We start from the raw sequence: 24,911 nt of genomic DNA, 5'->3' as shown, positions 1-24,911 counted from the left end.
CGCGCCGCAGCGCCCGGCTCAGGACATTGCCATGCCCAGAGGCCCGCGCCGGTTGCCGCGCAGCGCCGGCATCATCTCCGCCGTCGTCGCCATCATAGACCGCAACAGCCGACTTTCGTAGCCCGTCAGCCCGACGCGATGGCCGCGCGCCATCTTCAGACAGACCTGCGGCTTGTTCAGCCGGGCCTCGGCCATGGACCGTTCCAGCGCCGCCTCGTCCAGCTCGCACAGCCGCTGCGGCTCGGCGCATTCCAGGCCCAGCTCGCCTTCGTCCAGCACCTGGTAGCCGTCCATCTGCAACAGCACGTAGTCGGCTTCGGCCCGAGGACTGCGGATGATCCGCTCACCGTCCAGCAGGTGCCGCGCGGCCACCACCGCCTCGTCTTGTCCGAACAGCGTGCGCAGCGCGCGGTCCTTCAGCACCAGTTGCTGGGACGGCGCGACCATGATCGGATGACGATTGCCCAGGGCCCCGGGCCGCACCAGGATGGGCGCGAGCCGCCCCTGGGCGCGCAGGCTGCGACGCCCGGTCCAGGTCACCTCGCAGGGGCCGTTGTCGAGGGTCATCACCTTGTCGCCGGGGCGCAACGTCTCGATCAGGCGCAGCCCGTCGGGGGTGCGCACGCGGGTGCCCGCGAGGAAGGAGGTGACGTGATCGACGGAGAACATCCGCAGCTTGCCGTCGCGGCGCAGGGTGCCGATGCGGCGCCCGGCAAAGGCGCCCTCGCTCTCCCCGCCCGGGCTGCCAAGGGCCAGACGCCGGTCCAGACCACCGCCATCGCCCCCCTGCATGTAAAAGCGCAGCGGCTTCTTGATATACTCCCAGGACGCTGGCGCGGCCCCGTCTCCCGTCCGCCCTTCATGGGCGGATCCGAGACAGGGCTGCGTGCCTCCACGAACGTATCCGTTCCAGTTCATGACCCTGTTCTACCCTTCTGTGGCATTCTGCCTTTCTTGCGCGGCCCCGGTTTGCCGGGGTCCTGCGGCTTTCCCGCCCCGTGACACAGAGTCAGGGCGAGTGTCTTATGACATGACTAAACCCAGCAAATACGGCGAAATCCGGGCGTGCGCGCCACAGGTCCACGAAAACCCGGACTTTACGCGCGAAAAGTTACGGCGCTGCCCCGACCGGTCCTGTTCCACCACCCTTGCCCGTCCTCGCCCGGCGGCTTAGGCAGGATTCAGCAAAGAGGAGTGAGCCCCATGGCAGCCAGGATCCAGATCATCAACGGCCCTAACCTGAACCTGCTGGGCAAGCGACAGCCGGACATCTACGGCCATGAAACGCTGGACGACGTGGCCGCCGACTGCACCGCGCTGGCCGCCGATCTGGGGCTGGATCTGCAGTTCTACCAGTCCAACCACGAGGGCGGAATCATCGATTGCATCCATGCCGCGCGCGATACCTGCGCGGGCATCGTCATCAACCCCGGCGCCTACACCCATACCTCGGTGGCGATCCTCGATGCGCTGAACACCTTCGAGGGCTTTGTGATCGAGTGTCATATCTCTAACGTGCACAAGCGCGAGAGATTCCGTCACCACTCCTACGTCTCGCTGCGCGCGGACGGGGTGATCGCGGGCTTCGGCACCGAGGGCTACCAGCTGGCACTGCGCCGCCTTGCGACACTGGTCACGGGCTGAACCCGCCCGATCGACGTCCCTGCCGGGCGCTAGCCCCCGGAGCGGAAGACCCGGGTGGTGGAGAACATCGCCTCCAGTTCATCCAGGCGTTCGCGGCTTTCGTCCCAGCGTTTCGCCTGGACCTCGGCGATCAGCGCCTCGACCACGGCCATGATGGCAACGGTGCTGTCCCAGTTCGACGGCGCCTCGACCTCCAGGTGGAAGACGTGGCGCGCCACGCGGGCCACGGGCGATCCCCACTGGTCGGTGAACAGCACAATGGTCGCGCCGCGCTCGGCGGCCAGTTCCGCCAGGCGCAGCAGGTCCTTTTCATAGCGCCGGATGTCGAACAGCACGAGGACCGAGGCCGGCCCCATATCCAGAAGGTAGTGCGGCCAGACGTTGGGCGCCTGGTCCAGCAGGGTCATGCCCGTCCGGATGATCTGCATGTGGTTGTGGAAATAGCTGGCCGTGGCGCCGGAGATCCGTCCGCCCAGGAAGTAGGCCGGGCGGTTGCTGTCCGCCAAGAGCGCCGCCACCGCATCGAAGGTCGCCGTATCCACCCGGTCGAGCGAGCGTGTCAGGTTGCCGATCACGGCATCAGCGAAACGGTGCAGCACATGGCCATCACCACCACGCGCGTCGCGTTTCAGCGCCGGCGCCTTGATCCGATCCGCCACCTCGTCGCGCAGGGCGTTCTGCATCTCGGGGAAGCCCTCGAACCCCAGTTTCCGCGCCATGCGGATCACCGTGGGGGTGGAGACACAGGCAAGGTCCGCGAGCTTCGTCACCGACTGCATGCCGGCCATGGGGTAGTCCTTCAGGATCACCTCGCCAACACGTTTCTCGGCGGCGGTCAGGCGGGTGTCCTCGGCCTCGATCCGAGCGCGGACGGCCCCGGCCGGGTCCTCCGCCCGCGTGATCTCCGGTTTCTGACCGACTGCGTCCGCCTCTGCCTTCGTCACTGCCCCGCCCTTCGCTGTAGCAATATGTACAAGCTAGGGGCGACCTGTAGTCATGTCTACAGAAATGAATTGACACCCGGGCCCGGGGCCGGTTTCTCTGCGGCCATGGTGGGCAATGACTCTCAGATTCTGGCACCCGGCGAGCGACCTGCCGTCGAGGTGATCCATCCCGGCGGCACCGGTCCTGTGGTGCTGTCCTGCGAACACGCCAGCGCGGCGATCCCGGCGGCCCTTGACGGGCTGGGCCTGGCAGAGGCCGATCGGCTGAGCCACGCCGTCTGGGACCCCGGCGCCCTGGCCCTGGCCGTGGCGATCTCCGAACGGATGGGCGCGCCCCTGGTGGCGTCCCGCGTGTCGCGGCTGGTCTACGACTGCAACCGCCCGCCGTCGTCTCCCGGCGCGATGCCGGAACGCTCCGAGGTGGTCGAGGTGCCCGGCAACGTCGGGCTGAACGACGAACAGCGCGCCGCCCGCGTCTGCGAGATCTACCGTCCGTTCCAGGCGGCCCTGTCGGGCGTGCTGGACCGCCACGGCGGCGCCCTGGTGACGGTACATTCCTTCACGCCCCTGTGGCATGGCGAGCCGCGTGCGACCGAGATCGGCCTGCTGCACGACAGCGACGACCGGCTGGCGCTGGCGATGATGGACAACTGGACCGGCCCCCTGAAGGCCGAGCTGAACGCCCCCTATTCCGCCACCGACGGCGTCACCCACACCCTGCGCGAACATGCCGTGTCGCGTGGCCGGCTGAACGTGATGATCGAGGTGCGCAACGACCTGCTGGCCGACGCCGAGAAGGTCTCGTTGGCCGCCGAACAGCTCTGCGGCGCGCTGAGCCTGTCGCTGGCCGCCCTGGCGACCGAGGGCGAGGAGGGCTGCGCGCCCGCCTCCGCCGCGCTCCCCACGGGGGAGGGCGCATGAGGCTGATGCGCGGCTATATCCGCTGGATCGACGGGATGAACTGGCTGATCGGCCGGATCACCATGTTCGGCCTCTTCGTCCTGATGGGCATCCTGCTGTGGTCCTCGGTCTCGAAGACCTTCCTGTTGCCGTCGCTCTGGACGCTGGAACTGGCCCAGTTCGTCATGGTCGCTTACTACATCCTCGGCGGCCCCTACTCGATCCAGCTGGGATCGAACGTGCGCATGGACCTGATCTATGCCGAGCTGAACGACCGCAAGAAGGCCTGGCTGGATGCCTTCACCGTCTTCTTCCTGCTCTTCTACCTGGGCGTGATGATCTACGGCGGCCTGGCCTCGCTGGCCTATTCTCTGGGCAATTTCATGGGCGGCCCCCTGCCCTTCTTCGGGCGGCTGATCGGGGCCTTCTTCACCGGCGGCCCGGCCGCTGCGGGGGAAGTCATGGGCTATATCGAGACTTCGCGGTCTTCCTGGGGGCCCGTCATGTGGCCCATCAAGCTGATCACCTGCATCGGCCTGTTCCTGATGCTGCTTCAGGTGCTCTCCGAATTCTTCAAGGACCTGCTGCGTCTGCGCGGGGAAGAGATCTGATGTCCTATGAACTGATCGCCCTGCTGATGTTCAGCACCATGATGCTGATGCTGCTGACCGGCCAGCGGGTCTTCGGCGCCATCGGCTTCGTCGCCGTGGTCGCGGCACTGCTGCTCTGGGGGGACCGGGGCGGCTACGACATCGGGTATTCGGCCCTCATCAAGCTGATGAACTGGTATCCGATGCTGACGCTGCCGATGTTCGTCTTCATGGGCTACGTACTGTCGGAATCGAAGATCGCCGACGACCTCTACCGCATGTTCCACGTCTGGATGGGCGGCGTGAAGGGCGGGTTGGCCATCGGCACCATCGGGCTGATGGTGCTGGTCTCGGCGATGAACGGTCTGTCGGTCGCGGGCATGGCCATCGGCTCGACCATCGCCCTGCCGGAGCTGCTGAAACGAGGCTACGACAAGAAGATGGTGACGGGGGTGATCCAGGCGGGGTCGTCCCTGGGCATCCTGGTGCCGCCCTCGGTGGTGCTGGTGCTTTACGCCATGATCGCACGGCAGCCCGTGGGCCAGCTGTGGCTGGCGGGCATCCTGCCCGGCCTGATGATGGCCGCCCTTTTCATCCTTTACATCGTGCTGCGCTGCCGGGCGAACCCGGCACTTGGCCCCGCCCTGTCGGCGGAGGAACGGGCCGAGGTCACCTGGGCCGAGAAACTGCGCCTGCTGCGCGCTGGCCTGCTGCCCGTGGGCATCTTCGCGGTGATGATGGTGCCCTTCGTGAAGGGCTGGACCTCGCTGGTCGAAGCCTCGGCCATCGGCGCCATCGCGGCCTTCCTGGCCGCCCTCCTGAAGGGCCGGATGTCCTGGAAAGTCTTTGAAACCGCCACCCGCAACACCCTGGGCATCTCCTGCATGTTCATGTGGATCATCCTGGCGGCCCTGGCCTTCGGCGCGGTCTTCGATGGGCTGGGCGCGGTGAAGGCGATCAGCTTCCTCTTCACCGAACAGCTGGGCCTGAGCCCCTGGATGATCCTCATCCTGATGCAGCTGAGCTTCCTGGTGATGGGCAGCTTCCTCGATGACACGGCGATGCTGGTCATCGTGGCGCCCCTCTACGTGCCCCTGGTCGGCGAGCTGGGCTTCGACCTGGTCTGGTACGGTGTCCTCTACACCATCACCTGCCAGATCGCCTACATGACCCCGCCCTTCGGCTATAACCTGTTCCTGATGCGTGCCATGGCGCCGCCGGAGATCACGCTGAAGGACATCTACGGCTCCATCGCGCCCTTCGTGACGGTGATGGTAATCGCCCTGGCCATCGTCATGGCCTTCCCGTCGATCGCGACATGGCTGCCGAATTATGTCTACCAATAACCACCAGACCCCGCGCCCAAGCGGGGCTTCCGCAAACCCCAAAGGGAGTACCCGAAAATGACCAACAGACGTTCCTTCCTGCGCGGCGCCGCAATGGCCGCCCCCGCAGCTCTGGCCGCGCCTTCTGTTCTGCGTGCCCAGGAAGCCATCAAGTGGCGGTTCCAGACCTACGCTGGCTCGGCCCTGGGTCAGGAAGTCACCAAACCCGCCATCGACGCGATCAACGCCGCCGCCCAGGGCGAGCTGGAAATCGAACTCTACTACGCCGACCAGATCGTCCCCACGGGCGAGCTGTTCCAGGCGCTGCAGCGCGGCACCATCGACGGCGTCCACTCGGACGACGACTCCATGGCCTCCCCCACGCCGCTGCGCCAGTTCGGCGGCTACTTCCCGCTGGCCACCAAGCACGCGCTGGACGTGCCCGTGCTGTTCCAGCAGTACGGCCTGGCCGAGATCTGGGACGAGGAATACGCCAAGGTCGGCGTGAAGTGGCTGTCGGCCGCGGGCCAGGACCCGTGCAACTTCAACACCAAGAAGGAAATCACCTCGCTGGCGGACCTGGAGGGGCTGCGCCTCTACACCTTCCCGACCGCGGGTGAGTTCCTCAGCCAGTTCGGCGTCGTGCCGATGAACATCCCCTACGAGGATGCGCAGGTCGCCGTGCAGACCGGCGAGCTGGACGGCATGGCCTGGTCGGGCATCACGGAAGACTACACCGTGGGCTGGGCCGACGTGACCGACTACTTCCTGACCAACAACATCTCGGGCGCCTGGATCGGGTCGTTCTTCGTCAACCAGCAACGCTGGGCCGACCTGCCCGATCACCTGAAGACCATCGTGTCCTCGGCGATCGAGGCCAGCCACACCTACCGCAACCAGTGGTACTGGGGCGGCGAGGCGCGTCTGCGCGCCCAGGGCGACAAGCTGCAGCTGCGCTCGATCCCGCAGGAAGAGTGGAAAGTGGTCGAAGAGGCCGCCGTCACCTTCTGGGACGAGATGGCCGAACAGGGCGAAGTGGCCGCCAAGCTGGTGCAAATCTTCCGCGACTACAACGACGTGACCTCGAAGGCAGGCCCGCCGTACACCTTCGGCTGATCGCCGCACCGGAACAAGACAACGGGGCGGCCTTTCGGGGCCGCCCTCCGCAGGTCAGGAGGAATGAGACATGGGCGCGCTGACGTTCGACAAACTGAAGGAACAGGTGGCCGCGGGCGAGATCGACACGGTCCTGGCCTGTATCGTGGACATGCAGGGCCGCCTGATGGGCAAACGCTTTCACGCGGCGCATTTCGTCGATAGCGCCTGGGAAGAAAGCCATTGCTGCAACTACCTGCTGGCCACCGACCTTGAGATGTACACGGTCGAAGGCTACGCCGCGACCAGCTGGGCCGGCGGCTACGGCGACTACGTGATGCGCCCCGACCTGTCGACGCTGCGCCCCGCCCCCTGGCTGGAGGGCACGGCGATCGTCCTGTGCGACGTGCTGGATCACCACCACCACGCCCCCGTCCCCCACAGCCCCCGCGCCATGCTGCAATCCCAGGTGAAGCGGCTGCAGGCCATGGGCTATACCGCCAAGATGGCGACGGAACTGGAATTCTTCCTCTTCGAGAAGAGCTTCGACGAGATCCGCAAGTCGGGCTTCAAGGATCTCGACACGCTGACCCCCTACAACGAGGACTACGCCCTGCAACTGTCGCTGCGCGACGAGGTCGTCCTGCGCCCGGTGCGCAACGCCCTCTACGCCATGGGCGTGCCGGTGGAATGCACCAAGGGCGAGGCAGAAACCGGCCAAGAAGAGCTGAACATCAAGTATGACGAGGCCATCCTGGCCGCCGACTATCACGTGCTGGGCAAGCATGTGGTGAAGGATGTCGCGCTGATGAAGGGCCACGCCGCCAGCTTCATCCCCAAGTGGCACCGCGACAAGGTCGGCAGTTCCTCCCACGTGCATCAGTCGCTGTGGGAGGGCAACGACAGCGCCTTCTACGACCCCGAGGACAGCCTCGGCATGTCCGCCCTGATGAAGAGCTACTGCGCCGGTATCATCAAGTACGCGCCGGACTACACCTTCTTCCTGGCGCAGAACATCAACAGCTACAAACGCTTCCAGGCGGGCAGCTTTGCCCCCACCAAGGCCGTGTGGTCGGTGGACAACCGCACCGCGGGCTTCCGCCTGTGCGGCGCCGGGTCCAAGGCGGTGCGGATGGAATGCCGCATTCCCGGCTCGGACGTGAACCCCTACCTGGCCATGGCGGTGCAGCTGGCGGCGGGCATCAAGGGCATCGAGGAGGGGCTGGAGCTGTCGCCCCCCGCCGATGGCGACGTTTACGAACAGGGCAGCGTGACCGAGATCCCCTCGACCCTGCGCGCGGCGCGCGAGACCCTGGCCAATTCGGCCTTCCTGCGCGAGGCCTTCGGCGACGAGGTGATCGACCATTACACCCGCGCCGCCGACTGGGAGCAGGAGGCCTACGACGCGGTCGTGACCGACTGGGAAATTCAACGCGGATTCGAAAGAGCGTAACTATGAGCAAAGTGGATCTGATCTCTCCCATCGACGGGTCGGTGTACCTGTCGCGGGACTACCTGACCGAGGCCGAGGCGCGCGACGTCGTGGCCCGCGCCCGCGCGGCGCAGCCCGCATGGGCGGCGCGCACGATTGCCGACCGCGTGGCGCTGGTGCGCAAGGCCGTGGCGATCATCGGCGAACAGACCGACCGCATGGCGCAGGAACTGGCCCACCAGATGGGCCGCCCCGTGCGCTTCGGCGGTGAATTCGGTGGCTTCAACGAACGCGCCAGCTACATGGCCGACATCGCCGAAGAGGCCCTGGCGCCGATGGTGATCGAGGACAGCGACACCGCGACCCGCAAGATCACCCGCGAACCCCAGGGCGTCGTCTACGTAATCGCCCCCTGGAACTACCCCTACATGACCGCGATCAACACCGTGGCCCCCGCGCTGATCGCCGGCAACACCGTGGTGCTGAAACACGCCGCCCAGACCCTGAAGGTGGGTGAACACCTGGCCGAGGCGCTGCATGCCGCGGGCGTGCCCGAGGACGTGTTCCAGAACGTCGTCTTCAGCCACGAGGTCAGCTCGGCCCTGCTGGCCGACCGCGCCTTCGATTTCGTCAACTTCACCGGATCGGTCGCGGGTGGTCGCGCGGTGGAACGCGACGCGGCGGGCACCTTCACGCCGGTGGCCACCGAACTGGGCGGCAAGGACCCGGGCTATGTCCGTGCCGACGCCGACCTGGACGCGGCCGTCGACGGGCTGATGGATGGCGCCATGTTCAACTCCGGCCAGTGCTGCTGCGGGATCGAACGGATCTACGTGCACGAAAGCCTGTATGACGCCTTCGTCGAGAAGGCCGTAGCCTGGGTGAAGGGCCAGAAGCTCGGCAACCCGCTGGCCGAGGACAGCACCGTCGGCCCGATGGCCAACGTGCGTTTCGCCGCCACCGTGCGGGCCCAGATCGAGGATGCCGTGGCCAATGGCGCCACCGCCCTGATCGAGACGATGGAGGCCGATGACGGCGCCGCCTACCTGACGCCGCAGATCCTGACCGGCGTGACCCACGACATGGAGATTATGCGCGAGGAAAGCTTCGGCCCCGTGGTCGGCATCATGCCGGTGAAGGACGACGAAGAGGCCATCGCGCTGATGAACGACTGCCAGTACGGGCTGACCGCGGCTGTCTTCACCAAGGACGTGGAGGCGATGAACGCCATCGCACCGCGCCTGGAGACCGGCACGGTCTTCATGAACCGCTGCGACTACCTCGACCCCGCGCTGTGCTGGACGGGGTGCAAGAACACCGGCCACGGCGCGGGCCTGTCGGTCCTGGGTTACCACGCCCTGACCCGTCCCAAGTCGCACCATTACCGCAAAGCCTGAGGAACCCCTGCCATGACCCTCACAGGAAACTGGTCCTACCCGACCGCGATCCGCTTCGGCGCCGGTCGCATTGCCGAGATCGCCGAGGCCTGCGCCGCGGCCAACATCCGCAAGCCGCTCCTGGTCACCGACCGCGGCCTGGCCGAGATGGACATCACCCAGAACACGCTGGACCTGATGGTCTCGGGCGGGCTGGGCCGCGCCATGTTCTCCGGCGTGGATGCCAACCCGACCGAAAAGAACCTGGAAGAAGGCCTGAAGGTCTACCGCGAGGGCGGCCATGACGGCGTGATCGCCTTCGGCGGCGGCTCGGGCCTCGACCTGGCGAAGATGGTGGCCTTCATGGCCGGCCAGACCCGCCCCGTCTGGGACTTCGAGGATATCGGCGACTGGTGGACCCGCGCCGACCCGGATGGCATCGCGCCCATCGTGGCCGTGCCGACCACTGCCGGGACCGGATCCGAGGTGGGGCGCGCCAGCGTCATCACCAACTCCGAGACCCACGTGAAGAAGATCATCTTCCACCCCAAGGTCCTGCCGCAGGTCGTCATCTGCGACCCGGAACTGACCGTGGGCATGCCGAAGTTCATCACCGCCGGCACCGGCCTCGATGCCTTCGCCCACTGCGTGGAGGCCTTCAGCAGCCCGCACTACCACCCGATGTCCCAGGGCATCGCGCTGGAAGGCATGCGGCTGGTCGTCGACTACCTGCCACGCGCCTATGAGGACGGCACCGATATCGAGGCCCGCGCCAACATGATGTCCGCCGCCATGATGGGCGCCACCGCCTTCCAGAAGGGCCTGGGCGCGATCCATGCGATCTCCCACCCCGTCGGCGCGATCTTCAACACGCACCACGGCACCACCAACGCCGTCTGCATGCCCGCCGTGCTGAACCTGAACGCCGACCTGATCCGCACCCGTTTCGACGAGGCGGCGCCCTATCTGGGGATCGAGGGCGGATTTGACGGGTTCTGCGACTACGTGCAGAAGCTGAACGACCGCCTGGGCATCCCGCGCAAGCTATCGGCGCTCGGCGTGGATGCGGCGCGCATCGACGACATCGTTGCGATGGCGCTGGAAGATCCGTCCTGCGGCGGCAACCCGGTGCAGCTGACCGCCGAGAACCTGAAGCCGGTGGTCGAGGCCTGCATCTGACCGCATCCCTCAAGTCGTGATCCGCTCAGAACGCCCGCTCTCACCGGCGGGCGTTTTCATGTCCGCGGCGCCGCGCTAAGCTGTCGCCAATTTGCCGACCTGCATTTCCGGAGGGCCCATGCGCCTGATCCCGCTCCTGTCCGCCGTGCTGGCCCTGCTGCTTGCCGCCTGCACCAGCGTCACCTCCACCGTCGAAAGCTATTCCACCATTCCCGCGGACATCGCGCCGAAGACCGTGCATATCGCCCCCGGCCCGGGCATGCGGGGCGACAGCCTGGCATGGCGCAGCAACGCCGAAAGCCTGGCTGGCGTTCTGGCCAAGCGTGGCTATACTTCCTCCCCCCGCAGCGAGGCCCGTCTGCTGGCCCGCTTCGCCTACAGCACCGAAGCGCCGGAAACCGAGCGCTATTCGGTTCAGGTGCCGATCAAGGGTATCGTCGGCTACGAAACGGAGGAGGTCCGCGAGGGCGTCTTCAAGACCGTGCCGATCTGGGGCACCGTCGGCTATCGCACCGAGTACCGGACGCGGACCGTCTATCCGCGCCAGATCAGCATCACCATGCGCGATGCCCGCAGCGGTCGCTCTGTCTTCGAAGCCAGTGCGAGCAGCCGCGACACCTGTGACCAGGCGGGCCGGGTCATCTCCCTCATGCTGGAAGCCGCGCTCAAGAGCTTCCCCGCCCCCGAGAGCGGCCGGGTGACAAAGACCGAAGACAAGGCTTGCTGAAGACAAGGCTTGCTGAACGGGCCTGCCGGAGGGCGGACCTGAAAAGGCACCCGCTGCCGCCGGTAGCCGCAACCAAGAAGGGCCCGCGCGATCACGCCGGGCCCTTCTGCTATCTTGTCTTGTCACGGTCCGTAGGTCGGATCACTCCGACTTCGGCGCGGCCTCCAGCGCATCCAGGCGGGCCTTCAGCACGGCGTTCTCTTCGCGCGCCTTCTGGGCCATGGTGCGCACGGCGTCGAATTCCTCTCGGGTGACGAAATCGCGGTCCGCCAGCCAACGGTCGATCATCGAGTTGAAGGCGGTTTCCGCCTCATCCTTGGCGCCCTGGGCGACACCCATGGCATTGGTCATCAGCTGCGACATGTCGTCGAAGAACTTGTTGCGGGTCTGCATGGGGTCTCTCGCGTCTGCGGTTACGTTACCCTGCAATATGGGCCTCAACGCGCCCGGCCTCAACCCGTCCCAACCGGGGCATGGCAGATTGCCGGGCAGCGGGGGGCCGCGAGCGGCCCAGGTCCGCTTGACAGTCAAAGCCGGGGGCGGGCAAGTAGCGGGCATGCGAGCCGTGATCCCCTTCCCCGACCTGTCGCCCGAGATTTTCTCGATCTCCCTCTTCGGCGCCGAGTTCGCCCTGCGCTGGTACGCGCTGGCCTACCTGGTGGGCATCGGGCTGGGCTACCTGCTCTGCCGCGCCGCCCTGGGTCGGGACCGGCTGTGGCCCGCCACGCAGGCGCCCATGCGCAAGGACCAGCTGGATGACCTGCTGACCTGGATGATCCTCGGCATCATCCTCGGCGGGCGCCTGGGCTTCGTGCTGTTCTACGAACCCGCCTATTACCTGTCCCACCCGGCCGAGATCCTGCGCATCTGGCAGGGCGGCATGGCCTTCCATGGCGGCTTCCTCGGGGTCTGTGTCGCCACCCTGATCTTCTGCCGCCGCAATGCCATCCCGCTGGGGTCGACCGCCGACATGCTGGCCCTGGCCGCGCCGCCGGGTCTGATGCTGGGCCGGATCGCCAACTTCGTGAATGCCGAGCTGTGGGGCCGTCCGACCGACGCGCCCTGGGGCGTCATCTTCCCCGGCCCTGCCGCGCAGAACTGCCCCGGGGTCGAGGGGCTTTGCGCGCGCCACCCCTCGCAGCTTTACGAGGCCGGGCTGGAAGGGCTGGTGCTGGGCCTGCTGCTGATCGTGCTGGCCTTCGGCACCCGCACCCTGCGCGCGCCCTGGCGCCTGACGGGCGTCTTCCTGACGGGCTATGGCCTGGCCCGCTTCGTCGTCGAATTCTACCGCCTGGCCGATGCGCAGTTCATCACGCCGGACAACCCGCACGGCCATGTCCTGCGCCTGACCGAGACGCTGGGCCTGACCATGGGCCAGCTGCTGTCGCTGCCGATGGTGATCGTCGGGCTGGCCGTCATCGCCTGGTCCTGCCGCAAGCGCCCCGCCCTCGCATGAACGCCCTGACCGAGATCCTGCGCGCCCGCATCGCCGCGGAGGGCCCCCTGCCGCTGGACGCCTACATGCGGGCCTGCCTGCTGGACCCGGCGCATGGCTATTACACCACCCAGACCAGCATCGGGGCCGAGGGCGATTTCACCACCGCGCCGGAAATCAGCCAGATGTTCGGCGAACTGCTGGGCCTGGCCCTGGCGCAGAGCTGGCTGGACCAGGGGCGCCCCGCCGCCTTCCTGCTGGCCGAGCTGGGCCCGGGGCGCGGCACGCTGATGGCCGACATCCTGCGCGCCACCCGGGCCGTGCCGGGCTTTCACGAGGCCGCCCAGATCCTGCTGGTCGAGGCCTCGCCGCGCCTGCGCGAGGCGCAGCGCGCCCGGCTGGCGGGCCATGCGCCGGTCTGGGTCGACGATCTGTCAGACCTGCCGCCGCTGCCCCTGTTCCTGGTCGCCAACGAGTTCTTCGACGCCCTGCCGATCCGCCAGTTCCGCCGCGCGACAGGCGAGCTGTGGCAGGAACGCGTAGTCACCGCCACCGACGCCGGGTTGGCGCCCGATTGGGCGACACCGGCGCCGCAGGCGGCCCTGGACTACCGCCTGGGCGACACCGAGGCGGGCGACGTGGTCGAACTGTCGCCCGAGGCGCTGGCCTGGGCCGGAAGGCTCGGTCAGCACATCACCCGCCAGGGCGGCGTGGCGCTGATCGTCGACTACGGCGATGCGCGATCCTTCGGGGACACCTTCCAGGCGCTGCGCCACCACGGCTTCGCCGATCCTTTCGCCACCCCGGGCCAGGCCGACCTGACGGCCCACGTCGACTTCGGCGAACTGGCCCGCGCCGCCCTGCCCGCGACCGCCACGCGGCTGGAAACCCAGGGCGTCTTCCTCGAACGGCTGGGCATCACGGCACGGGCCCAGGCCCTGGCCAAGGGGCTGAGCGGCGCCGCGCTTGACGCCCACGTGACCGCACATCGCCGCTTGACCCACCCCGAGGAAATGGGGACGCTCTTCAAGATTCTGGCGCTGACACCCCCGGGCCAGCGCCCTCCGCCGGGGCTGCAACCCGGCCTGACCCCCTGACCGCCAGCGCCCGGCCCGCCCCGGACGCCCAACCCGACCGCCTGCCATTCGTCGAAACGTCCCCTTCAAGGCTCGCCATGACCCTCGAAATCATCACCTCCCCGGCTCTTGCCCCCATCCGGCACGGCTTCTTCACCCGCAAGGGCGGCGCCTCTTCGGGGATCTTCGCCGGGCTGAACTGTGGCACCGGGTCCTCCGACCAGGCCGAGATCGTGGCGATCAACCGTGCCCGCGTCGCTAGTGCGATGGAGGTGGCCCCCGGGAACCTGGCCCTGGCCCGACAGGTGCATTCCGCCCGCGCCATGTCGGTGACGGAGCCGCCCCACCCGGCGCCCGAAGCCGACGCCCTTGTCACCGCGACCCCCGGCGTGGCCCTGGCCGTGCTGACCGCCGACTGCCAGCCCGTACTCCTGGCCGACCCGGAGGCACAGGTGATCGCTGCTGCCCACGCCGGCTGGCGCGGTGCGCTGGACGGCGTGCTGGAAGCCACGCTGGACAGCATGGTCGAACTGGGGGCAGAGCGCGGCCGCATCCGCGCCGTCATCGGCCCGACGATCAGCCAGCGCGCCTATGAGGTGGGCCCGGATTTCCTGGAGGACTTCATCATCGAAGACCCCGAGAACAGCCGGTTCTTCGCCGGGGGCGAAGGCGACCGCTTGCACTTCGACCTGCCGTCCTTCGGCCTGCACCGGCTGCGCCGCGCGGGCGTGGGCGAGGCGGAGTGGACCCGGCATTGCACCTACTCGGACCCAGAACGGTTCTTCTCCTACCGGCGGGCGACCCATGCGGGCGAGGCGGACTACGGGCGCCTGATCTCGGTCATCTGCCTCTAGGCGACGCGACGCCGGCGCGATCGCCCGGGCCCAATTTCCACGAAATGGTCACAATTCACCCCATGCTGGCCGCATTGTCGGGCGATGGTTAACCATTGAGAGACTCCGCCGGGCGGCCGGCCAGAAGAGACAGGTGAGCGTTATGCGTGCACAGACCAAGCGTTGGATGAAATCCGTGATCGAAACCGCCAAGACGGCCCAGGTCTCCCTGCCCTACAACCGCGCGACGCGCGGTGCCCGCGCCGCCGAGATGCGCAGCGACACGGCCAAGGCACGCGGCGTCGCCTGAGCTGGGCACATCCGCGCCCCCAAACGCCAGAGCCCCGCCGGAGCGGGGCTTTTTCATGTCCGGTCCCGGCTGCCCTCAGGCGTCGCGCGCCAGCCGCTCCTCCAGCACCTCGAAAGGCACGCCGGGTTCGTCCTTGGCACCGCGGATCACCAGCGAGGTCTTCACGCTGGCGACGTTCTCCGCCGCCGTCAGCTCGCTGGTCAGGAAGCTCTGGAAGGTCGACAGGTCGGGGGCCACGCATTTCAGGATGAAGTCCACCTCGCCGTTCAGCATGTGGCATTCGCGCACCAGCGGCCAGCCACGGCAGCGCATCTCGAAGGCCACCAGATCCGCCTCGGCCTGGCTCTGCAGACCGACCATGGCGAAGACCTGCACCTCGAATCCCAACTCGCGGCTGTCAACCTCGGCGTGGTAGCCGCGGATATACCCCTGCTCTTCCAGGGTGCGGACCCGACGCAGGCAGGGCGGCGCGGATATACCCACCCGCTTGGCCAGCTCGACGTTGGTCATGCGACCATCGGCCTGCAGTTCGGCCAGGATTTTCCTGTCGATCGGATCCAGTCTGGTTCCAGGCATCATGTTCTCCCGAATTTGCGATTCTTATACCATCACCATCCGGACGAGCAATAAAGTTTCACAACTGCGCAAGAATAAGTCGCGAGAGCCGACAAATCCGTCCTCTTCACGGGCAGGACAGCCCGCAGGCCCGCTCGCTTGCATGGACGCGGGCGCCGACTTAAGTAGGCAGGAGCTTTATTTCAAAGGGGACTCCGGGATGACCGAGACGCGCAAGACCAAGGTTCTGATCATCGGCTCCGGCCCGGCGGGCTACACCGCAGGGGTCTATGCCAGCCGCGCCATGCTGGAACCGATCCTGGTCCAGGGGATCGAACCGGGCGGCCAGCTGACCACCACCACCGAGGTCGAGAACTGGCCCGGCAACACCGAGATCCAGGGCCCCGATCTGATGGTCAACATGGAAGCCCACGCCCGCGCCATGGGCACCGAGATCGTCGGCGACATCATCACCGATCTGGACCTCAGCAAGCGGCCCTTCGTGGCCAAGGGCGACAGCGGCAAAGAATACATCGCCGACGCGGTGATCCTGGCCACCGGCGCCCGCGCCAAGTGGCTGGGCCTCGACAGCGAAGAGGCCTTCAAGGGCTTCGGCGTCTCGGCCTGCGCCACCTGTGACGGCTTCTTCTATCGCGGCCAGGAAATCGTGGTGATCGGCGGCGGCAACACCGCCGTGGAAGAGGCGCTGTTCCTGACCAACTTCGCCTCCAAGGTCACGCTGATCCACCGCCGCGGCGAGCTGCGCGCCGAGAAGATCCTGATCGACCGCCTGATGAAGAACCCGAAGATCGAGCCGCTGTGGCACCACACGCTGGACGAGGTCGTGGGCGAGGACAACCCGAAGGGCGTCGAGGCCGTGAGGGTGAAGCACGTGGAAACCGGCGAGGTGACCGAGATCCCCTGCAAGGGCGTCTTCGTGGCCATCGGCCATGCTCCGGCCAACGAGCTGGTGAAGGACCAGCTGGAGCTGCACAACGGCGGCTACGTGAAGGTCACCCCGGGCTCCACCGCGACCTCTGTGCCCGGTGTCTTCGCCGCCGGCGATCTGACCGACCACAAGTATCGCCAGGCCGTCACCTCCGCCGGCATGGGCTGCATGGCGGCGCTGGATGCGGAACACTTCCTGGCCGCCGAAGGCATGGCCGAGGCGCCGACCATCGACACCCCCGAGGACGTGGCCGAGATCAGCTGATCGTCGCGACCTGATGGCAGAATGGCAAGGGGCCGGTCCGTTGGACCGGCCCTTTTGCTATGGACGTCCCTGCCCGGCTTCTGATGCACCGCTTCTGAAACGCGAAACGGCCCGCGTGGGACGCGGGCCGTTCGGTCATCTCTCAATGCGGCGCCAAGAAGACGCCTCAGTGCACCGTCACCGGCGCCAGGTCGTTCTGGCGCGCCAGGATGAAGGCGGTTTCACGGTCGCGCACGAGGGCCAGGCGTTCGCCCATCGAATCATGGACGGCGAAAAGCTGTTTCACCCCGGGCACCTGCTCGCGCACATCCTCGGGCAGATCGGCGGCCTTCACGGCACGCACGTAAACCACTTTCGCGGCTTCGCTGAGGATGGCCGTTTCATCGTAATCTTGATCATAGGTCATGGCGTTACCCCTTTCGATTGTCTCTGTCAGCCGCGGCGGATGTCGATCCGCTGGATCACCCGCTCGGGCTCGGCCCGGCTCAGATCCACATGCAGCAGGCCGTTTTCCATCACCGCTTCGCCCACTTCGACCCCTTCGGCGAGGACGAAACTGCGCTGGAACTGCCGCGCCGCGATCCCACGGTGCAGGAAGACGCGCCCGTCGCCGTCATCGGTCTGGCGGCCCCGGATGACCAGCTGCCGGTCTTCCAGCGTGATCGCCAGATCCTCTTCGGCAAAGCCCGCCACCGCGAGGGTGATGCGATATGAATTCTCGGATGTCTGTTCGATATTGAAGGGCGGATAGCCCTCGTTTCCGGATTTCGCGCTGCGTTCCAGCAGCCGTTCCAATTGTTCGAACCCGAGAAGATAGGGGTGCGACCCCAGGGTCAACTTGCTCATTCCTTGCGTCCTTGGCGTAAAGCGACGTCTGATGCGAACCTCCCGTCAGCGGCAAGGTCCGTACTCTCAATATGGGGAGGGGGCGGACGGGCTGCAAGGTTTTTGCGAATACGGTCGTTTGCGCTATCCTGACCGCCCGGCCCAAACAAAGCGAATCAACCATGAATGCCCCCACCGACATCTCCATGAAGACCGACGAGGTGCTGCGGGTGGAGCTGGAGCATTTCCGCGCCGAGCACCGCGACCTCGATGAGGCGATCAAGGCGCTGGAAGACCGCGCCACCTCGGACCGGCTGACCATCCAGCGGCTGAAGAAAAAGAAGCTGACATTGAAGGACCGGATCGCCCTGATCGAGGACCGGCTGACCCCCGACATCATCGCCTGAAGCTCGCGCAGGCCGACCGCACGGCACGAAAAAGGCGCCCCGGAGATTCGCGGCGCCCTTTGCTGTCAAATCGGCTGGCGTCAGCTCAGCGGGGTGACCAGGTTCACGTGGCCCATCTTGCGGCCTGCGCGGGTCTCGGCCTTGCCGTAGAGGTGCAGCGCCGCCCCCGACCGCTTGGCCAGCTCCGGCACCCGGTCCATGTCGTCGCCGATCAGGTTCTCCATCACCACGTTGGAATGGCGCTGCCCGTCGCCCAGGGGCCAGCCAGCCACGGCGCGGATATGCTGTTCGAACTGGTCCACGGCGCAGCCATTCTGGGTCCAGTGGCCCGAATTGTGCACCCGCGGCGCGATCTCGTTCACCACCAGGCCCTTGGGCGTCACGAACAGCTCCACCCCCATGACGCCGACGTAGTCGAGCGCGCCAAGGATCTTCGCGGCCAGCAGCACCGCATCGGTACGCAGGCTGGCGGGGATCGCGGCGGGCACGGTGGTTTCGCGCAGGATGCCCTCGCGGTGGATATTCTCGCCCGGATCGAAACAGGCCACGGCCCCGTCCAGCCCGCGCGCCCCGATGATCGAGATCTCGGCGCTGAAGTCGACGAAGCCTTCCAGCACGGCAGGCGCGCCCTGCAGCTCGCCCAGGGCGTCACCGGCCTGGGCGGCATCGGTGATCCGCACCTGCCCCTTGCCGTCATAGCCGAAGCGGCGGGTCTTCAGGATCGCCGGGGTGCCGAAGGCGGCCAGCGCGGCCTCCAGCGAAGCAAGGTCGGTGATGTCGGCATAGGGCGCCGTGGTCAGGCCCAGCTCCGACAGGTAGTCCTTTTCGCTCAGTCGGTCCTGGCTGACGCGCAGCGCCTCGCGCCCCGGGCGGATCGGGCGGATCGCCTCGATGACGTCCAGCGCCGAGGTCGGGATATTCTCGAATTCATAGGTGACCACGTCGACGGCCTCGGCGAAGGTCCGCAGGGCCTCCGCGTCGTCGTAGCCGGCCATGGTCAGCCGGTCTGCCACCTGGCCCGCGGGCGGGTTGGCGCCCGGCTCGAAGACGTGGGTCTTCAGCCCGAGGCGGGAGGCCGCCACGGCCAGCATCCGGCCCAGCTGGCCGCCGCCCAGGATGCCGATGGTCGCGCCGGGGGCAAGCATGTCAGTCATCGGAAGGCTCCTCGGGGATGGAGGCCGACAGGGCCTCGCGCCAGGCCTCCAGCCGGGCGGCGAGGTCGGCATCGGCATTGGCCAGGATACCGGCCGCCATCAGGCCCGCATTGGCCGCACCAGCCGCGCCGATGGCCATGGTCGCAACAGGGAAGCCCTTGGGCATCTGGACGATGGAATAGAGGCTGTCGACGCCCGACAGCGCCCGCGTCTGCACCGGCACGCCGATCACCGGCACCCGGGTCTTCGAGGCCATCATGCCCGGCAGATGCGCGGCACCGCCGGCGCCGGCGATGATCACCTGCAGGCCCCGGCCCGCGGCCTCGCGCCCGTAGGACCACAGGCGATCCGGCGTGCGATGCGCCGAGACGATCTTCGCCTCGTAGGGCACGCCCAACTCATCCAGGATGGTGGCGGCCTCCTTCATCGTCGGCCAGTCCGACTGGCTGCCCATGATGATTCCGACCTTGATTGCGCTCATCTGCCTGCCTCCGCGGGGGGATCCGAGCCGCGTTTATAGTGGATTTGCCGTCAGGAGCAATCGGCGCGGCGCGCCCCCGGCCCCGATATCGCCAGGACCGGGCGAGGCCTGCGGCGGGGATATTTCCGGCAAAGAGAAGTCAGCGCCTGCGCCCGGGAGGTACCGACCAGGCGATCAGCTCCGGATCGGCGCCTTCTCAGCCAAGATGGCGACATCAGGACGAACGACCGGGCGACAGCGCTCCGCCCCTGTCTTCACTTCGTCGAAAATACTCCGGGGGGAATTGAGCCGCAGGCTCAAGGGGGGCAGCGCCCCCTGCCCCGCCCGCGAGTGGCGCTAAGCCAGGAACCGGGCTGCCAGCTCCGCGCCCAGCCAGGCCAGGCGCCCGCCCGCGATGGTGGCGCCGACGCGGCCCGTGTCGGGATCGAGGATCACCAGGTCGGCGCGTTTGCCCGCTTCCAGCGTCCCGCGATCGGCGAGCCCCAGCATCGCCGCCGGGCCGGAGGAGACGAGCCCCCAGGCCGCCTCGATCCCGATCTCGGACGCAAGCTTCAGCGCCGCCTGGCGCGGCGCCGGATAGTGATAGTCGGAGGCCAGGGCAGAGCAGAGCCCCTCGGCCACCAGTTCTGCCGCCGAAACCTTCTTCGCGTGGGATCCGCCGCGCACCACGTTGGGCGCACCCAGCACGACCGGATCGCCGCCCGCCCGGGCCTCGGCAGCGGCCGCGCGGGTTTCGGGGAACTCGGACACCCGGGCGCCAAGTGCGCGCCAGTGCTGCCGATCCTCGGGCGTGGCATCGTCGTGGCTCCCGATTAATAGCCCCGGTCGGGCGGCCATGAGGGCGGCGAGCGCGGCAGGCACCTCCGCCATGCGGTCGTGCAGCGCCTGCATCATCGCCAAGTGCGCCTCCGGGCTGCGCCCGGATTTCAGCGCCTGGCCGGTCAACCGCAGGGGCTTCTTCCCTGCTGCGAGGGCGGCATGGGGCAGATGGTCGTTCAGCACCAGATAGCGGATGTCATGCCGGTCGATCAGGGCCGCCGCACAAGGGAAGGCGTCGATCAGAGACACCTCCAGCCGCAGCTGCAGGCGCAGGTCCACCGCCTGGGACGGCGCAAGTGTGGCGTGGGCCTCGGCCATGGCCTCGGCGAAATCAGGGCTGCGCATGCCGCCTTCCCAGGAGAAGAACTGCGCCAGCATCGCCGTGGTGATCCCGTTCACCGCCAGTTCGGCCGCCGCCATCGCCAGCCCGTCGCCCAGGTCGCGCAAGGCGCCGCGCCGGGGCGCCAGGTGACGCTCGAACCCGTCGCCATGGGCGTCGACGATGCCCGGCAGGACCCACCAGCCGGACAGGTCCACCGCGCGGCCGGGGCAGCCCCCGACCAACCGCCCGTCAGCCAGCCCCAGGGGCGCGTCGGTCAGGCCGCCCGGGCGCAGAACGCGGGCGCCGGTGAGGTGAAGGTCGGGCAGCAGGGGCAAGGTCATGGCGCGCGCCGGTCAGCCGGGCCGCGCGCAGGGCGGGGTGCGTGGAACATGGCGCCTCGATAGCACCCGGTCGCGCCACGGGGAAGGGCCCGGGCGCCGGAGCTGACCCGGGCCGATGCGCCATCGCCGCCGGGGTCAGTTCGTTGGCTGCAGGCCCAGCTCGTGGAAGGCCGCCGGGTAGACCAGCCGCGCCTCGGCAAAGGCCGTTCCGGCCGCGATCGGATAAAGCAGGGTCTGATCCGCGCAATAGGGCGAGGTAAGGTTCTCGGCCGACTTGTAGGTGAAACCGAACCGCTGGTAATATCGCCCGTCGCCCAGCACGGTGATCGCCTTGGCGCCGGACCGGCGCGCGGCGTCCAGCCCGTAGCGGACCAGCTCGCTGCCGATGCCCCGGCTGCGCCACTGCGGCAGCACTCCAAGTGGCGACAGCGCCACCCAGCCGTCCGGCGACGGATGATGCGAGAAGCCGATATAGCCCACCACATGCCCATCGTGCAGACCCAGGAGTTCCACCGCCATGTCACCGGCCTTGCGCAGCTCCGAGACAAGATGCGCCTGCGAGGGGCCCTCGTAGGCCTGCGTCAGCAGGTTGTAGACCCCGATTTCATGTTCGGAGGCGTAGAGCTTGTGCAGGATGTCGGGCTTGCGCGCCATGCTGGCTCTCCCAGGGGACGGTTTCGGGTCGGGCCGACTGGGCCCCTTGGGAGGAGCCTAACGATGAAGGGCCCCACGGGTCAGCCCCCCAAATCGAGGCGCAGCCCAGAAAGCGACCCGCACGCGACAAGGCGCTGAAATAAGTGACAAAGACCGCAAAAGGAGAGCAAAAAGCCGCCGGTCGCGTAAGACGTGCGTACCGCTCGGCACCAGCCGCCCTGAGGCTGCGGACAGAGACGAAAAAGGGGGCCCGAAGGTCCCCTTTTCCAAAGATCACGACGTGCGGCGGGATGATCCCGCCGCGGGGTCGGCTGATTACATCATGCCGCCCATGCCGCCCATGCCGCCCATGTCGGGAGCGCCGCCGGCGCCTTCCTTCTGGGGCTTGTCGGCAACCATCGCCTCGGTGGTGATCAGCAGGCCTGCGATCGAGGCTGCGTCTTCCAGCGCGGTGCGGGTCACCTTGGCGGGGTCAATCACACCGAAGGCGAACATGTCGCCGTATTCTTCGGTCTGAGCGTTGAAGCCGAACTTCAGGTCGTCGGATTCGCGGACCTTGCCGGCCACCACGGCACCGTCGACGCCGGCGTTCTCGGCGATCTGGCGCAGCGGGGCTTCCAGGGCGTTGCGGACCAGCTTGATGCCGGCGTCCTGATCGGGGTTTGCACCCTTCAGGCCGTCCAGCGACTTGCCACCCTGCACCAGGGCAACACCGCCGCCGACCACGATGCCTTCCTGAACGGCCGCACGGGTCGCGTTCAGGGCGTCATCGACGCGGTCCTTGCGTTCCTTGACTTCCACTTCGGTCAGGCCGCCGACGCGGATGACGGCCACGCCGCCTGCCAGCTTGGCAACACGTTCCTGCAGCTTCTCGCGGTCGTAGTCCGAGGTGGTTTCCTCGATCTGCGTGCGGATCTGGGAAACGCGGGCCTCGATCTCGGCCTTGTCGCCATTGCCGTCGACGATGGTGGTCTCGTCCTTGGTGATGTTGACGGTCTTGGCGGTGCCCAGCATGTCCATGGTGACATTCTCGAGCTTCATGCCCAGATCTTCGGAGATCACCTGGCCGCCGGTCAGGATCGCGATGTCCTGCAGCATGGCCTTGCGACGGTCACCGAAGCCCGGTGCCTTGACGGCAGCGATCTTCAGACCACCACGCAGCTTGTTCACGACGAGGGTCGCCAGGGCTTCGCCCTCGACGTCTTCGGCGATGATCAGCAGCGGCTTCTGCGACTGGATGACCTGCTCGAGCAGCGGGACCAGCGGCTGCAGCGACGAGAGCTTCTTCTCGTGCAGCAGGATCATGCAGTCTTCCAGCTCGGCGACCATCTTGTCGGCGTTGGTGACGAAGTAGGGGGACAGGTAGCCGCGGTCGAACTGCATGCCTTCCACGACTTCGACTTCGGTTTCCATGCCCTTGTTTTCTTCAACGGTGATGACACCGTCGTTGCCAACTTTCTGCATGGCTTCGGCGATCATCTTGCCAATGCCTTCTTCGCCGTTGGCGGAGATGGTGCCGACCTGGGCGACTTCGCCGCTGTCGTTGACGGGGCGCGCTGCGGCCTTGATGGCCTCGACGACCTTGGCGGTGGCCAGGTCGATGCCGCGCTTAAGGTCCATCGGGTTCATGCCGGCGGACACGGCCTTGACGCCGTCCTTGACGATGGCCTGGGCCAGCACGGTTGCGGTGGTGGTACCGTCACCGGCTTCGTCGTTGGTGCGGGAAGCGACTTCCTTCACCATCTGTGCGCCCATGTTCTCGAACTTGTCTTCCAGTTCGATTTCCTTGGCGACCGACACACCGTCCTTGGTGATGCGGGGTGCGCCGAAGGATTTGTCCAGGACCACGTTGCGGCCTTTCGGGCCGAGGGTCACCTTCACCGCGTCGGCGAGGGTGTTGACGCCCTTGAGCATCTTGTTACGGGCATCGGTGTCGAACTTGACGTCCTTAGCAGCCATGATGTTTCTCCTGAGAAATCAGTTGCGGGGAAAAGCGTGGGGTCTCCGATCCGGGGATCAGGAGAGGATGCCCATGATGTCGCTTTCCTTCATGATCAGCATTTCCTTGCCATCAAGGGTGATCTCGGTGCCGGACCACTTGCCGAACAGAACGCGATCGCCTTCCTTGACGGACATGGCAACCAGTTCACCGTTGTCCTTGCGGGCGCCTTCGCCCACGGCCTTGATCACGCCCTCGGCGGGCTTTTCCTTGGCGCTGTCGGGGATGATCAGACCACCGGAGGTCTTTTCTTCGCTCTCGACGCGCTCGACGAGCACGCGGTCATGCAGCGGTTTGAATGCCATCTTCGAGGCTCCTTGGCTCAAAGTTTATCCCTGTTCCGCCGTAAGCGGCGGGTCGTTATCACTCAGCTCCCCCGAGTGCTAACGGAACGGAGATAGGCAAGCCCCGCGAGTGTGTCAATAAGCGCGCGCGCGAAAATTTTCGCCGCACCCGCAAAGCGCGGGAGAGGCGGCCGGGACAGATAGAACGACCAGTAGCGAAGCCCGACCGGCCCGCCCTAGGACGTCTCCGCCCGCCCCTTCTCGGTGATCTGGTAGATCCCCTTTTCCACCTTCTCGAACCAGCCATAATGGTTGTCGCGCATCAGCGTGGTGGCGCGGGCGACGCCGGTGGCGGCCTTGACCGCCGCGCCTCGGCAGGGTCCGTGTTCGGCCAGATGCGCCGCGCAGCGCAGCGCATCCTGGCGGTAGGCAGTGACGATCTTGCCCGCGGCACCGCCGCGGTTCGGGTCGCCGTCGCGGCGCTGGAACTCGCGCAGCAGCCGGGACTGACGGGCCTTCACCTTGCGCGGCGCATAGGGCCCCGGATCGCACTGCGCCTCGACGAAGCCGTCCGACAGCCGCACCGTCAGCAGGCCCAGCCCCAGGCGGCGGCACAGCGCCACGTGCCGCGCCAGGGTCTTGCGCCCCTTCACCTGCGGAATGGCCAGGTAGACCGCGTCGGAGATCTTCAGCCGCTCCAGCGCCTGGTGCAGCAGCTGCAGCGACATGGCCAGCTTCAGCTCGACGATGACCGGATCGGTGTCGCCTGCGCGCAATCCCACCACGTCGGCCCCGGCCACCTCGGATTTCACCTCATACCCCTGCCCTTCCAGAAAGGCCTTCACGGGCGGATAGAGATCGGTTTCGAGGGGCTGCGTCATGGGCGAGAGATAGCCCGCCCCGCGGCCCTGCGGCAAGCCACCGCCCGCGTGCTGCAATGCGGCGGGTGACAGCGCCGCGGCGCACCACTATAAAACAGCCGAATTCGTGC

28 protein-coding genes are annotated in these 24,911 nt (G+C 67.2%); 15 read left to right on the top strand and 13 right to left on the bottom strand.

The features are described from left to right. Positions 1–18 precede the first annotated feature (18 nt). Entirely contained in the window at positions 19–918 is a 900-nt protein-coding gene (locus tag CVM50_RS04835; RefSeq protein WP_085887734.1) for a Hint domain-containing protein, read from the bottom strand. Between the two features lie 285 nt (positions 919–1,203). On the opposite strand from CVM50_RS04835, the gene aroQ reads away from it, so the two are divergent. Next, complete coding sequence (gene aroQ, locus CVM50_RS04830; RefSeq protein ID WP_085887735.1) at positions 1,204–1,644, top strand: type II 3-dehydroquinate dehydratase; 441 nt, start codon at positions 1,204–1,206, stop codon at positions 1,642–1,644. A 29-nt stretch (positions 1,645–1,673) separates the two neighbouring features. Here the strand turns inward: aroQ and CVM50_RS04825 are convergent, their stop codons facing one another. After that, a complete protein-coding gene (locus CVM50_RS04825; RefSeq protein ID WP_232618157.1) occupies positions 1,674–2,588 on the bottom strand; it encodes a MurR/RpiR family transcriptional regulator in 915 nt (304 codons plus the stop codon). A gap of 69 nt (positions 2,589–2,657) precedes the next feature. On the opposite strand from CVM50_RS04825, the gene CVM50_RS04820 reads away from it, so the two are divergent. From CVM50_RS04820 to CVM50_RS04785, 8 genes are all read left to right on the top strand, one after another. Next, a complete protein-coding gene (locus tag CVM50_RS04820) occupies positions 2,658–3,509 on the top strand; it encodes an N-formylglutamate amidohydrolase (protein ID WP_332835657.1) in 852 nt (283 codons plus the stop codon). After that, a complete protein-coding gene (locus tag CVM50_RS04815; protein WP_085887736.1) occupies positions 3,506–4,099 on the top strand; it encodes a TRAP transporter small permease subunit in 594 nt (197 codons plus the stop codon). Before CVM50_RS04820 ends, CVM50_RS04815 begins: the two co-directional genes overlap by 4 nt. Then, positions 4,099–5,424 carry a TRAP transporter large permease gene (locus tag CVM50_RS04810; protein WP_085887737.1) on the top strand — a complete coding sequence of 442 codons (1,326 nt, stop codon included), beginning with the start codon at positions 4,099–4,101 and terminating at the stop codon, positions 5,422–5,424. The genes CVM50_RS04815 and CVM50_RS04810 overlap by 1 nt, the downstream gene beginning before the upstream one ends. 57 nt (positions 5,425–5,481) lie before the next feature. Then, a complete protein-coding gene (locus CVM50_RS04805; protein ID WP_085887738.1) occupies positions 5,482–6,519 on the top strand; it encodes a TRAP transporter substrate-binding protein in 1,038 nt (345 codons plus the stop codon). Between the two features lie 70 nt (positions 6,520–6,589). Beyond that, the gene (locus CVM50_RS04800) at positions 6,590–7,951 is read left to right on the top strand and encodes a glutamine synthetase family protein (protein WP_085887739.1); all 1,362 of its coding nucleotides are present in this window, start codon (positions 6,590–6,592) and stop codon (positions 7,949–7,951) included. Between the two features lie 2 nt (positions 7,952–7,953). Next, positions 7,954–9,327 carry an aldehyde dehydrogenase family protein gene (locus CVM50_RS04795; RefSeq protein WP_085887740.1) on the top strand — a complete coding sequence of 458 codons (1,374 nt, stop codon included), beginning with the start codon at positions 7,954–7,956 and terminating at the stop codon, positions 9,325–9,327. 12 nt (positions 9,328–9,339) lie between these two features. Continuing rightward, entirely contained in the window at positions 9,340–10,485 is a 1,146-nt protein-coding gene (locus tag CVM50_RS04790) for an iron-containing alcohol dehydrogenase (protein ID WP_085887741.1), read from the top strand. Between the two features lie 118 nt (positions 10,486–10,603). Beyond that, positions 10,604–11,212 carry a DUF4136 domain-containing protein gene (locus CVM50_RS04785; RefSeq protein WP_085887742.1) on the top strand — a complete coding sequence of 203 codons (609 nt, stop codon included), beginning with the start codon at positions 10,604–10,606 and terminating at the stop codon, positions 11,210–11,212. A 141-nt stretch (positions 11,213–11,353) separates the two neighbouring features. Here CVM50_RS04785 and CVM50_RS04780 read toward each other — a convergent pair whose 3' ends face one another. Then, positions 11,354–11,605 carry an accessory factor UbiK family protein gene (locus CVM50_RS04780; RefSeq protein WP_085887743.1) on the bottom strand — a complete coding sequence of 84 codons (252 nt, stop codon included), beginning with the start codon at positions 11,603–11,605 and terminating at the stop codon, positions 11,354–11,356. A 163-nt stretch (positions 11,606–11,768) separates the two neighbouring features. On the opposite strand from CVM50_RS04780, the gene lgt reads away from it, so the two are divergent. From lgt to CVM50_RS21275, 4 genes are all read left to right on the top strand, one after another. After that, positions 11,769–12,668 (top strand): prolipoprotein diacylglyceryl transferase, encoded by a 900-nt coding sequence (gene lgt / locus CVM50_RS04775; protein WP_085887744.1) that lies wholly within the window; start codon positions 11,769–11,771, stop codon positions 12,666–12,668. Continuing rightward, positions 12,665–13,744, top strand: a complete 1,080-nt coding sequence (locus tag CVM50_RS04770; RefSeq protein WP_085887745.1) for a class I SAM-dependent methyltransferase — start codon at positions 12,665–12,667, stop codon at positions 13,742–13,744. Before lgt ends, CVM50_RS04770 begins: the two co-directional genes overlap by 4 nt. A 77-nt stretch (positions 13,745–13,821) precedes the next feature. Next, positions 13,822–14,577, top strand: a complete 756-nt coding sequence (gene pgeF / locus CVM50_RS04765; RefSeq protein WP_085887746.1) for a peptidoglycan editing factor PgeF — start codon at positions 13,822–13,824, stop codon at positions 14,575–14,577. A gap of 142 nt (positions 14,578–14,719) precedes the next feature. Further along, positions 14,720–14,866 carry a hypothetical protein gene (locus tag CVM50_RS21275; protein WP_232618156.1) on the top strand — a complete coding sequence of 49 codons (147 nt, stop codon included), beginning with the start codon at positions 14,720–14,722 and terminating at the stop codon, positions 14,864–14,866. A 75-nt stretch (positions 14,867–14,941) separates the two neighbouring features. On the opposite strand, the gene CVM50_RS04760 is transcribed toward CVM50_RS21275, so the two are convergent. After that, on the bottom strand, positions 14,942–15,442 hold the full coding sequence (locus CVM50_RS04760; RefSeq protein ID WP_085887747.1) for an Lrp/AsnC family transcriptional regulator: 501 nt from the start codon (positions 15,440–15,442) through the stop codon (positions 14,942–14,944). Positions 15,443–15,641: 199 nt separating this feature from the next. On the opposite strand from CVM50_RS04760, the gene trxB reads away from it, so the two are divergent. Beyond that, positions 15,642–16,634, top strand: a complete 993-nt coding sequence (gene trxB, locus CVM50_RS04755; RefSeq protein WP_085887748.1) for a thioredoxin-disulfide reductase — start codon at positions 15,642–15,644, stop codon at positions 16,632–16,634. 166 nt (positions 16,635–16,800) lie between these two features. On the opposite strand, the gene CVM50_RS04750 is transcribed toward trxB, so the two are convergent. Both CVM50_RS04750 and CVM50_RS04745 read right to left on the bottom strand, forming a co-directional pair. Further along, positions 16,801–17,040: a DUF1150 family protein gene (locus CVM50_RS04750; RefSeq protein ID WP_085887749.1), complete on the bottom strand. Its 240-nt coding sequence runs from the start codon at positions 17,038–17,040 to the stop codon at positions 16,801–16,803. Between the two features lie 26 nt (positions 17,041–17,066). After that, positions 17,067–17,480, bottom strand: coding sequence for an Hsp20 family protein (locus CVM50_RS04745; RefSeq protein ID WP_085887750.1), 414 nt, complete (start codon positions 17,478–17,480; stop codon positions 17,067–17,069). A gap of 161 nt (positions 17,481–17,641) precedes the next feature. Between CVM50_RS04745 and CVM50_RS04740 the strand changes: the two genes are divergently transcribed. Next, positions 17,642–17,866, top strand: a complete 225-nt coding sequence (locus CVM50_RS04740; RefSeq protein ID WP_085887751.1) for a YdcH family protein — start codon at positions 17,642–17,644, stop codon at positions 17,864–17,866. Between the two features lie 80 nt (positions 17,867–17,946). Here CVM50_RS04740 and CVM50_RS04735 read toward each other — a convergent pair whose 3' ends face one another. The 7 genes from CVM50_RS04735 to CVM50_RS04705 all read right to left on the bottom strand — a co-directional run bounded on the left by CVM50_RS04735 (position 17,947) and on the right by CVM50_RS04705 (position 24,801). After that, complete coding sequence (locus CVM50_RS04735) at positions 17,947–19,020, bottom strand: 5-(carboxyamino)imidazole ribonucleotide synthase (protein WP_085887752.1); 1,074 nt, start codon at positions 19,018–19,020, stop codon at positions 17,947–17,949. After that, entirely contained in the window at positions 19,013–19,501 is a 489-nt protein-coding gene (purE, locus tag CVM50_RS04730; RefSeq protein WP_085887753.1) for a 5-(carboxyamino)imidazole ribonucleotide mutase, read from the bottom strand. The genes CVM50_RS04735 and purE overlap by 8 nt, the downstream gene beginning before the upstream one ends. Before the next feature lie 336 nt (positions 19,502–19,837). After that, positions 19,838–20,983, bottom strand: coding sequence for an alpha-D-ribose 1-methylphosphonate 5-triphosphate diphosphatase (locus tag CVM50_RS04725; protein ID WP_085887754.1), 1,146 nt, complete (start codon positions 20,981–20,983; stop codon positions 19,838–19,840). A 135-nt stretch (positions 20,984–21,118) separates the two neighbouring features. Beyond that, positions 21,119–21,637, bottom strand: a complete 519-nt coding sequence (locus CVM50_RS04720) for a GNAT family N-acetyltransferase (RefSeq protein ID WP_085887755.1) — start codon at positions 21,635–21,637, stop codon at positions 21,119–21,121. Positions 21,638–21,952: 315 nt separating this feature from the next. After that, positions 21,953–23,596 (bottom strand): chaperonin GroEL, encoded by a 1,644-nt coding sequence (gene groL / locus CVM50_RS04715; protein WP_085887757.1) that lies wholly within the window; start codon positions 23,594–23,596, stop codon positions 21,953–21,955. A 57-nt stretch (positions 23,597–23,653) separates the two neighbouring features. After that, entirely contained in the window at positions 23,654–23,941 is a 288-nt protein-coding gene (locus tag CVM50_RS04710; RefSeq protein ID WP_085887759.1) for a co-chaperone GroES, read from the bottom strand. A gap of 215 nt (positions 23,942–24,156) precedes the next feature. Continuing rightward, positions 24,157–24,801: a DUF2161 domain-containing phosphodiesterase gene (locus CVM50_RS04705; RefSeq protein ID WP_085887761.1), complete on the bottom strand. Its 645-nt coding sequence runs from the start codon at positions 24,799–24,801 to the stop codon at positions 24,157–24,159. Between the last annotated feature and the right edge of the window lie 110 nt (positions 24,802–24,911).

It is taken from the genome of Pseudooceanicola marinus, assembly GCF_002786295.1.
Classification (GTDB): domain Bacteria; phylum Pseudomonadota; class Alphaproteobacteria; order Rhodobacterales; family Rhodobacteraceae; genus Pseudooceanicola; species Pseudooceanicola marinus.
Note: the sequence above shows the minus strand (reverse complement) of the source record. Positions and strands in the feature narration are given on the sequence as shown.

Excerpts from the sequence above, each read along its gene's own strand:
- CVM50_RS04835 (WP_085887734.1), bottom strand. The coding sequence starts at position 918 with ATGAACTGGAACGGATACGTTCGTGGAGGCACGCAGCCCTGTCTCGGA.
- CVM50_RS04740 (WP_085887751.1), top strand. The coding sequence starts at position 17,642 with ATGAATGCCCCCACCGACATCTCCATGAAGACCGACGAGGTGCTGCGG.
- pgeF (WP_085887746.1), top strand. The coding sequence starts at position 13,822 with ATGACCCTCGAAATCATCACCTCCCCGGCTCTTGCCCCCATCCGGCAC.
- CVM50_RS04745 (WP_085887750.1), bottom strand. The coding sequence starts at position 17,480 with ATGAGCAAGTTGACCCTGGGGTCGCACCCCTATCTTCTCGGGTTCGAA.
- CVM50_RS04725 (WP_085887754.1), bottom strand. The coding sequence starts at position 20,983 with ATGACCTTGCCCCTGCTGCCCGACCTTCACCTCACCGGCGCCCGCGTT.
- CVM50_RS04750 (WP_085887749.1), bottom strand. The coding sequence starts at position 17,040 with ATGACCTATGATCAAGATTACGATGAAACGGCCATCCTCAGCGAAGCC.
- CVM50_RS04735 (WP_085887752.1), bottom strand. The coding sequence starts at position 19,020 with ATGACTGACATGCTTGCCCCCGGCGCGACCATCGGCATCCTGGGCGGC.
- purE (WP_085887753.1), bottom strand. The coding sequence starts at position 19,501 with ATGAGCGCAATCAAGGTCGGAATCATCATGGGCAGCCAGTCGGACTGG.
- CVM50_RS04705 (WP_085887761.1), bottom strand. The coding sequence starts at position 24,801 with ATGACGCAGCCCCTCGAAACCGATCTCTATCCGCCCGTGAAGGCCTTT.
- CVM50_RS04710 (WP_085887759.1), bottom strand. The coding sequence starts at position 23,941 with ATGGCATTCAAACCGCTGCATGACCGCGTGCTCGTCGAGCGCGTCGAG.
- CVM50_RS21275 (WP_232618156.1), top strand. The coding sequence starts at position 14,720 with ATGCGTGCACAGACCAAGCGTTGGATGAAATCCGTGATCGAAACCGCC.
- CVM50_RS04795 (WP_085887740.1), top strand. The coding sequence starts at position 7,954 with ATGAGCAAAGTGGATCTGATCTCTCCCATCGACGGGTCGGTGTACCTG.
- CVM50_RS04780 (WP_085887743.1), bottom strand. The coding sequence starts at position 11,605 with ATGCAGACCCGCAACAAGTTCTTCGACGACATGTCGCAGCTGATGACC.
- CVM50_RS04790 (WP_085887741.1), top strand. The coding sequence starts at position 9,340 with ATGACCCTCACAGGAAACTGGTCCTACCCGACCGCGATCCGCTTCGGC.
- groL (WP_085887757.1), bottom strand. The coding sequence starts at position 23,596 with ATGGCTGCTAAGGACGTCAAGTTCGACACCGATGCCCGTAACAAGATG.
- CVM50_RS04805 (WP_085887738.1), top strand. The coding sequence starts at position 5,482 with ATGACCAACAGACGTTCCTTCCTGCGCGGCGCCGCAATGGCCGCCCCC.
- lgt (WP_085887744.1), top strand. The coding sequence starts at position 11,769 with ATGCGAGCCGTGATCCCCTTCCCCGACCTGTCGCCCGAGATTTTCTCG.
- trxB (WP_085887748.1), top strand. The coding sequence starts at position 15,642 with ATGACCGAGACGCGCAAGACCAAGGTTCTGATCATCGGCTCCGGCCCG.
- aroQ (WP_085887735.1), top strand. The coding sequence starts at position 1,204 with ATGGCAGCCAGGATCCAGATCATCAACGGCCCTAACCTGAACCTGCTG.
- CVM50_RS04800 (WP_085887739.1), top strand. The coding sequence starts at position 6,590 with ATGGGCGCGCTGACGTTCGACAAACTGAAGGAACAGGTGGCCGCGGGC.
- CVM50_RS04770 (WP_085887745.1), top strand. The coding sequence starts at position 12,665 with ATGAACGCCCTGACCGAGATCCTGCGCGCCCGCATCGCCGCGGAGGGC.
- CVM50_RS04720 (WP_085887755.1), bottom strand. The coding sequence starts at position 21,637 with ATGGCGCGCAAGCCCGACATCCTGCACAAGCTCTACGCCTCCGAACAT.
- CVM50_RS04815 (WP_085887736.1), top strand. The coding sequence starts at position 3,506 with ATGAGGCTGATGCGCGGCTATATCCGCTGGATCGACGGGATGAACTGG.
- CVM50_RS04810 (WP_085887737.1), top strand. The coding sequence starts at position 4,099 with ATGTCCTATGAACTGATCGCCCTGCTGATGTTCAGCACCATGATGCTG.
- CVM50_RS04785 (WP_085887742.1), top strand. The coding sequence starts at position 10,604 with ATGCGCCTGATCCCGCTCCTGTCCGCCGTGCTGGCCCTGCTGCTTGCC.
- CVM50_RS04760 (WP_085887747.1), bottom strand. The coding sequence starts at position 15,442 with ATGCCTGGAACCAGACTGGATCCGATCGACAGGAAAATCCTGGCCGAA.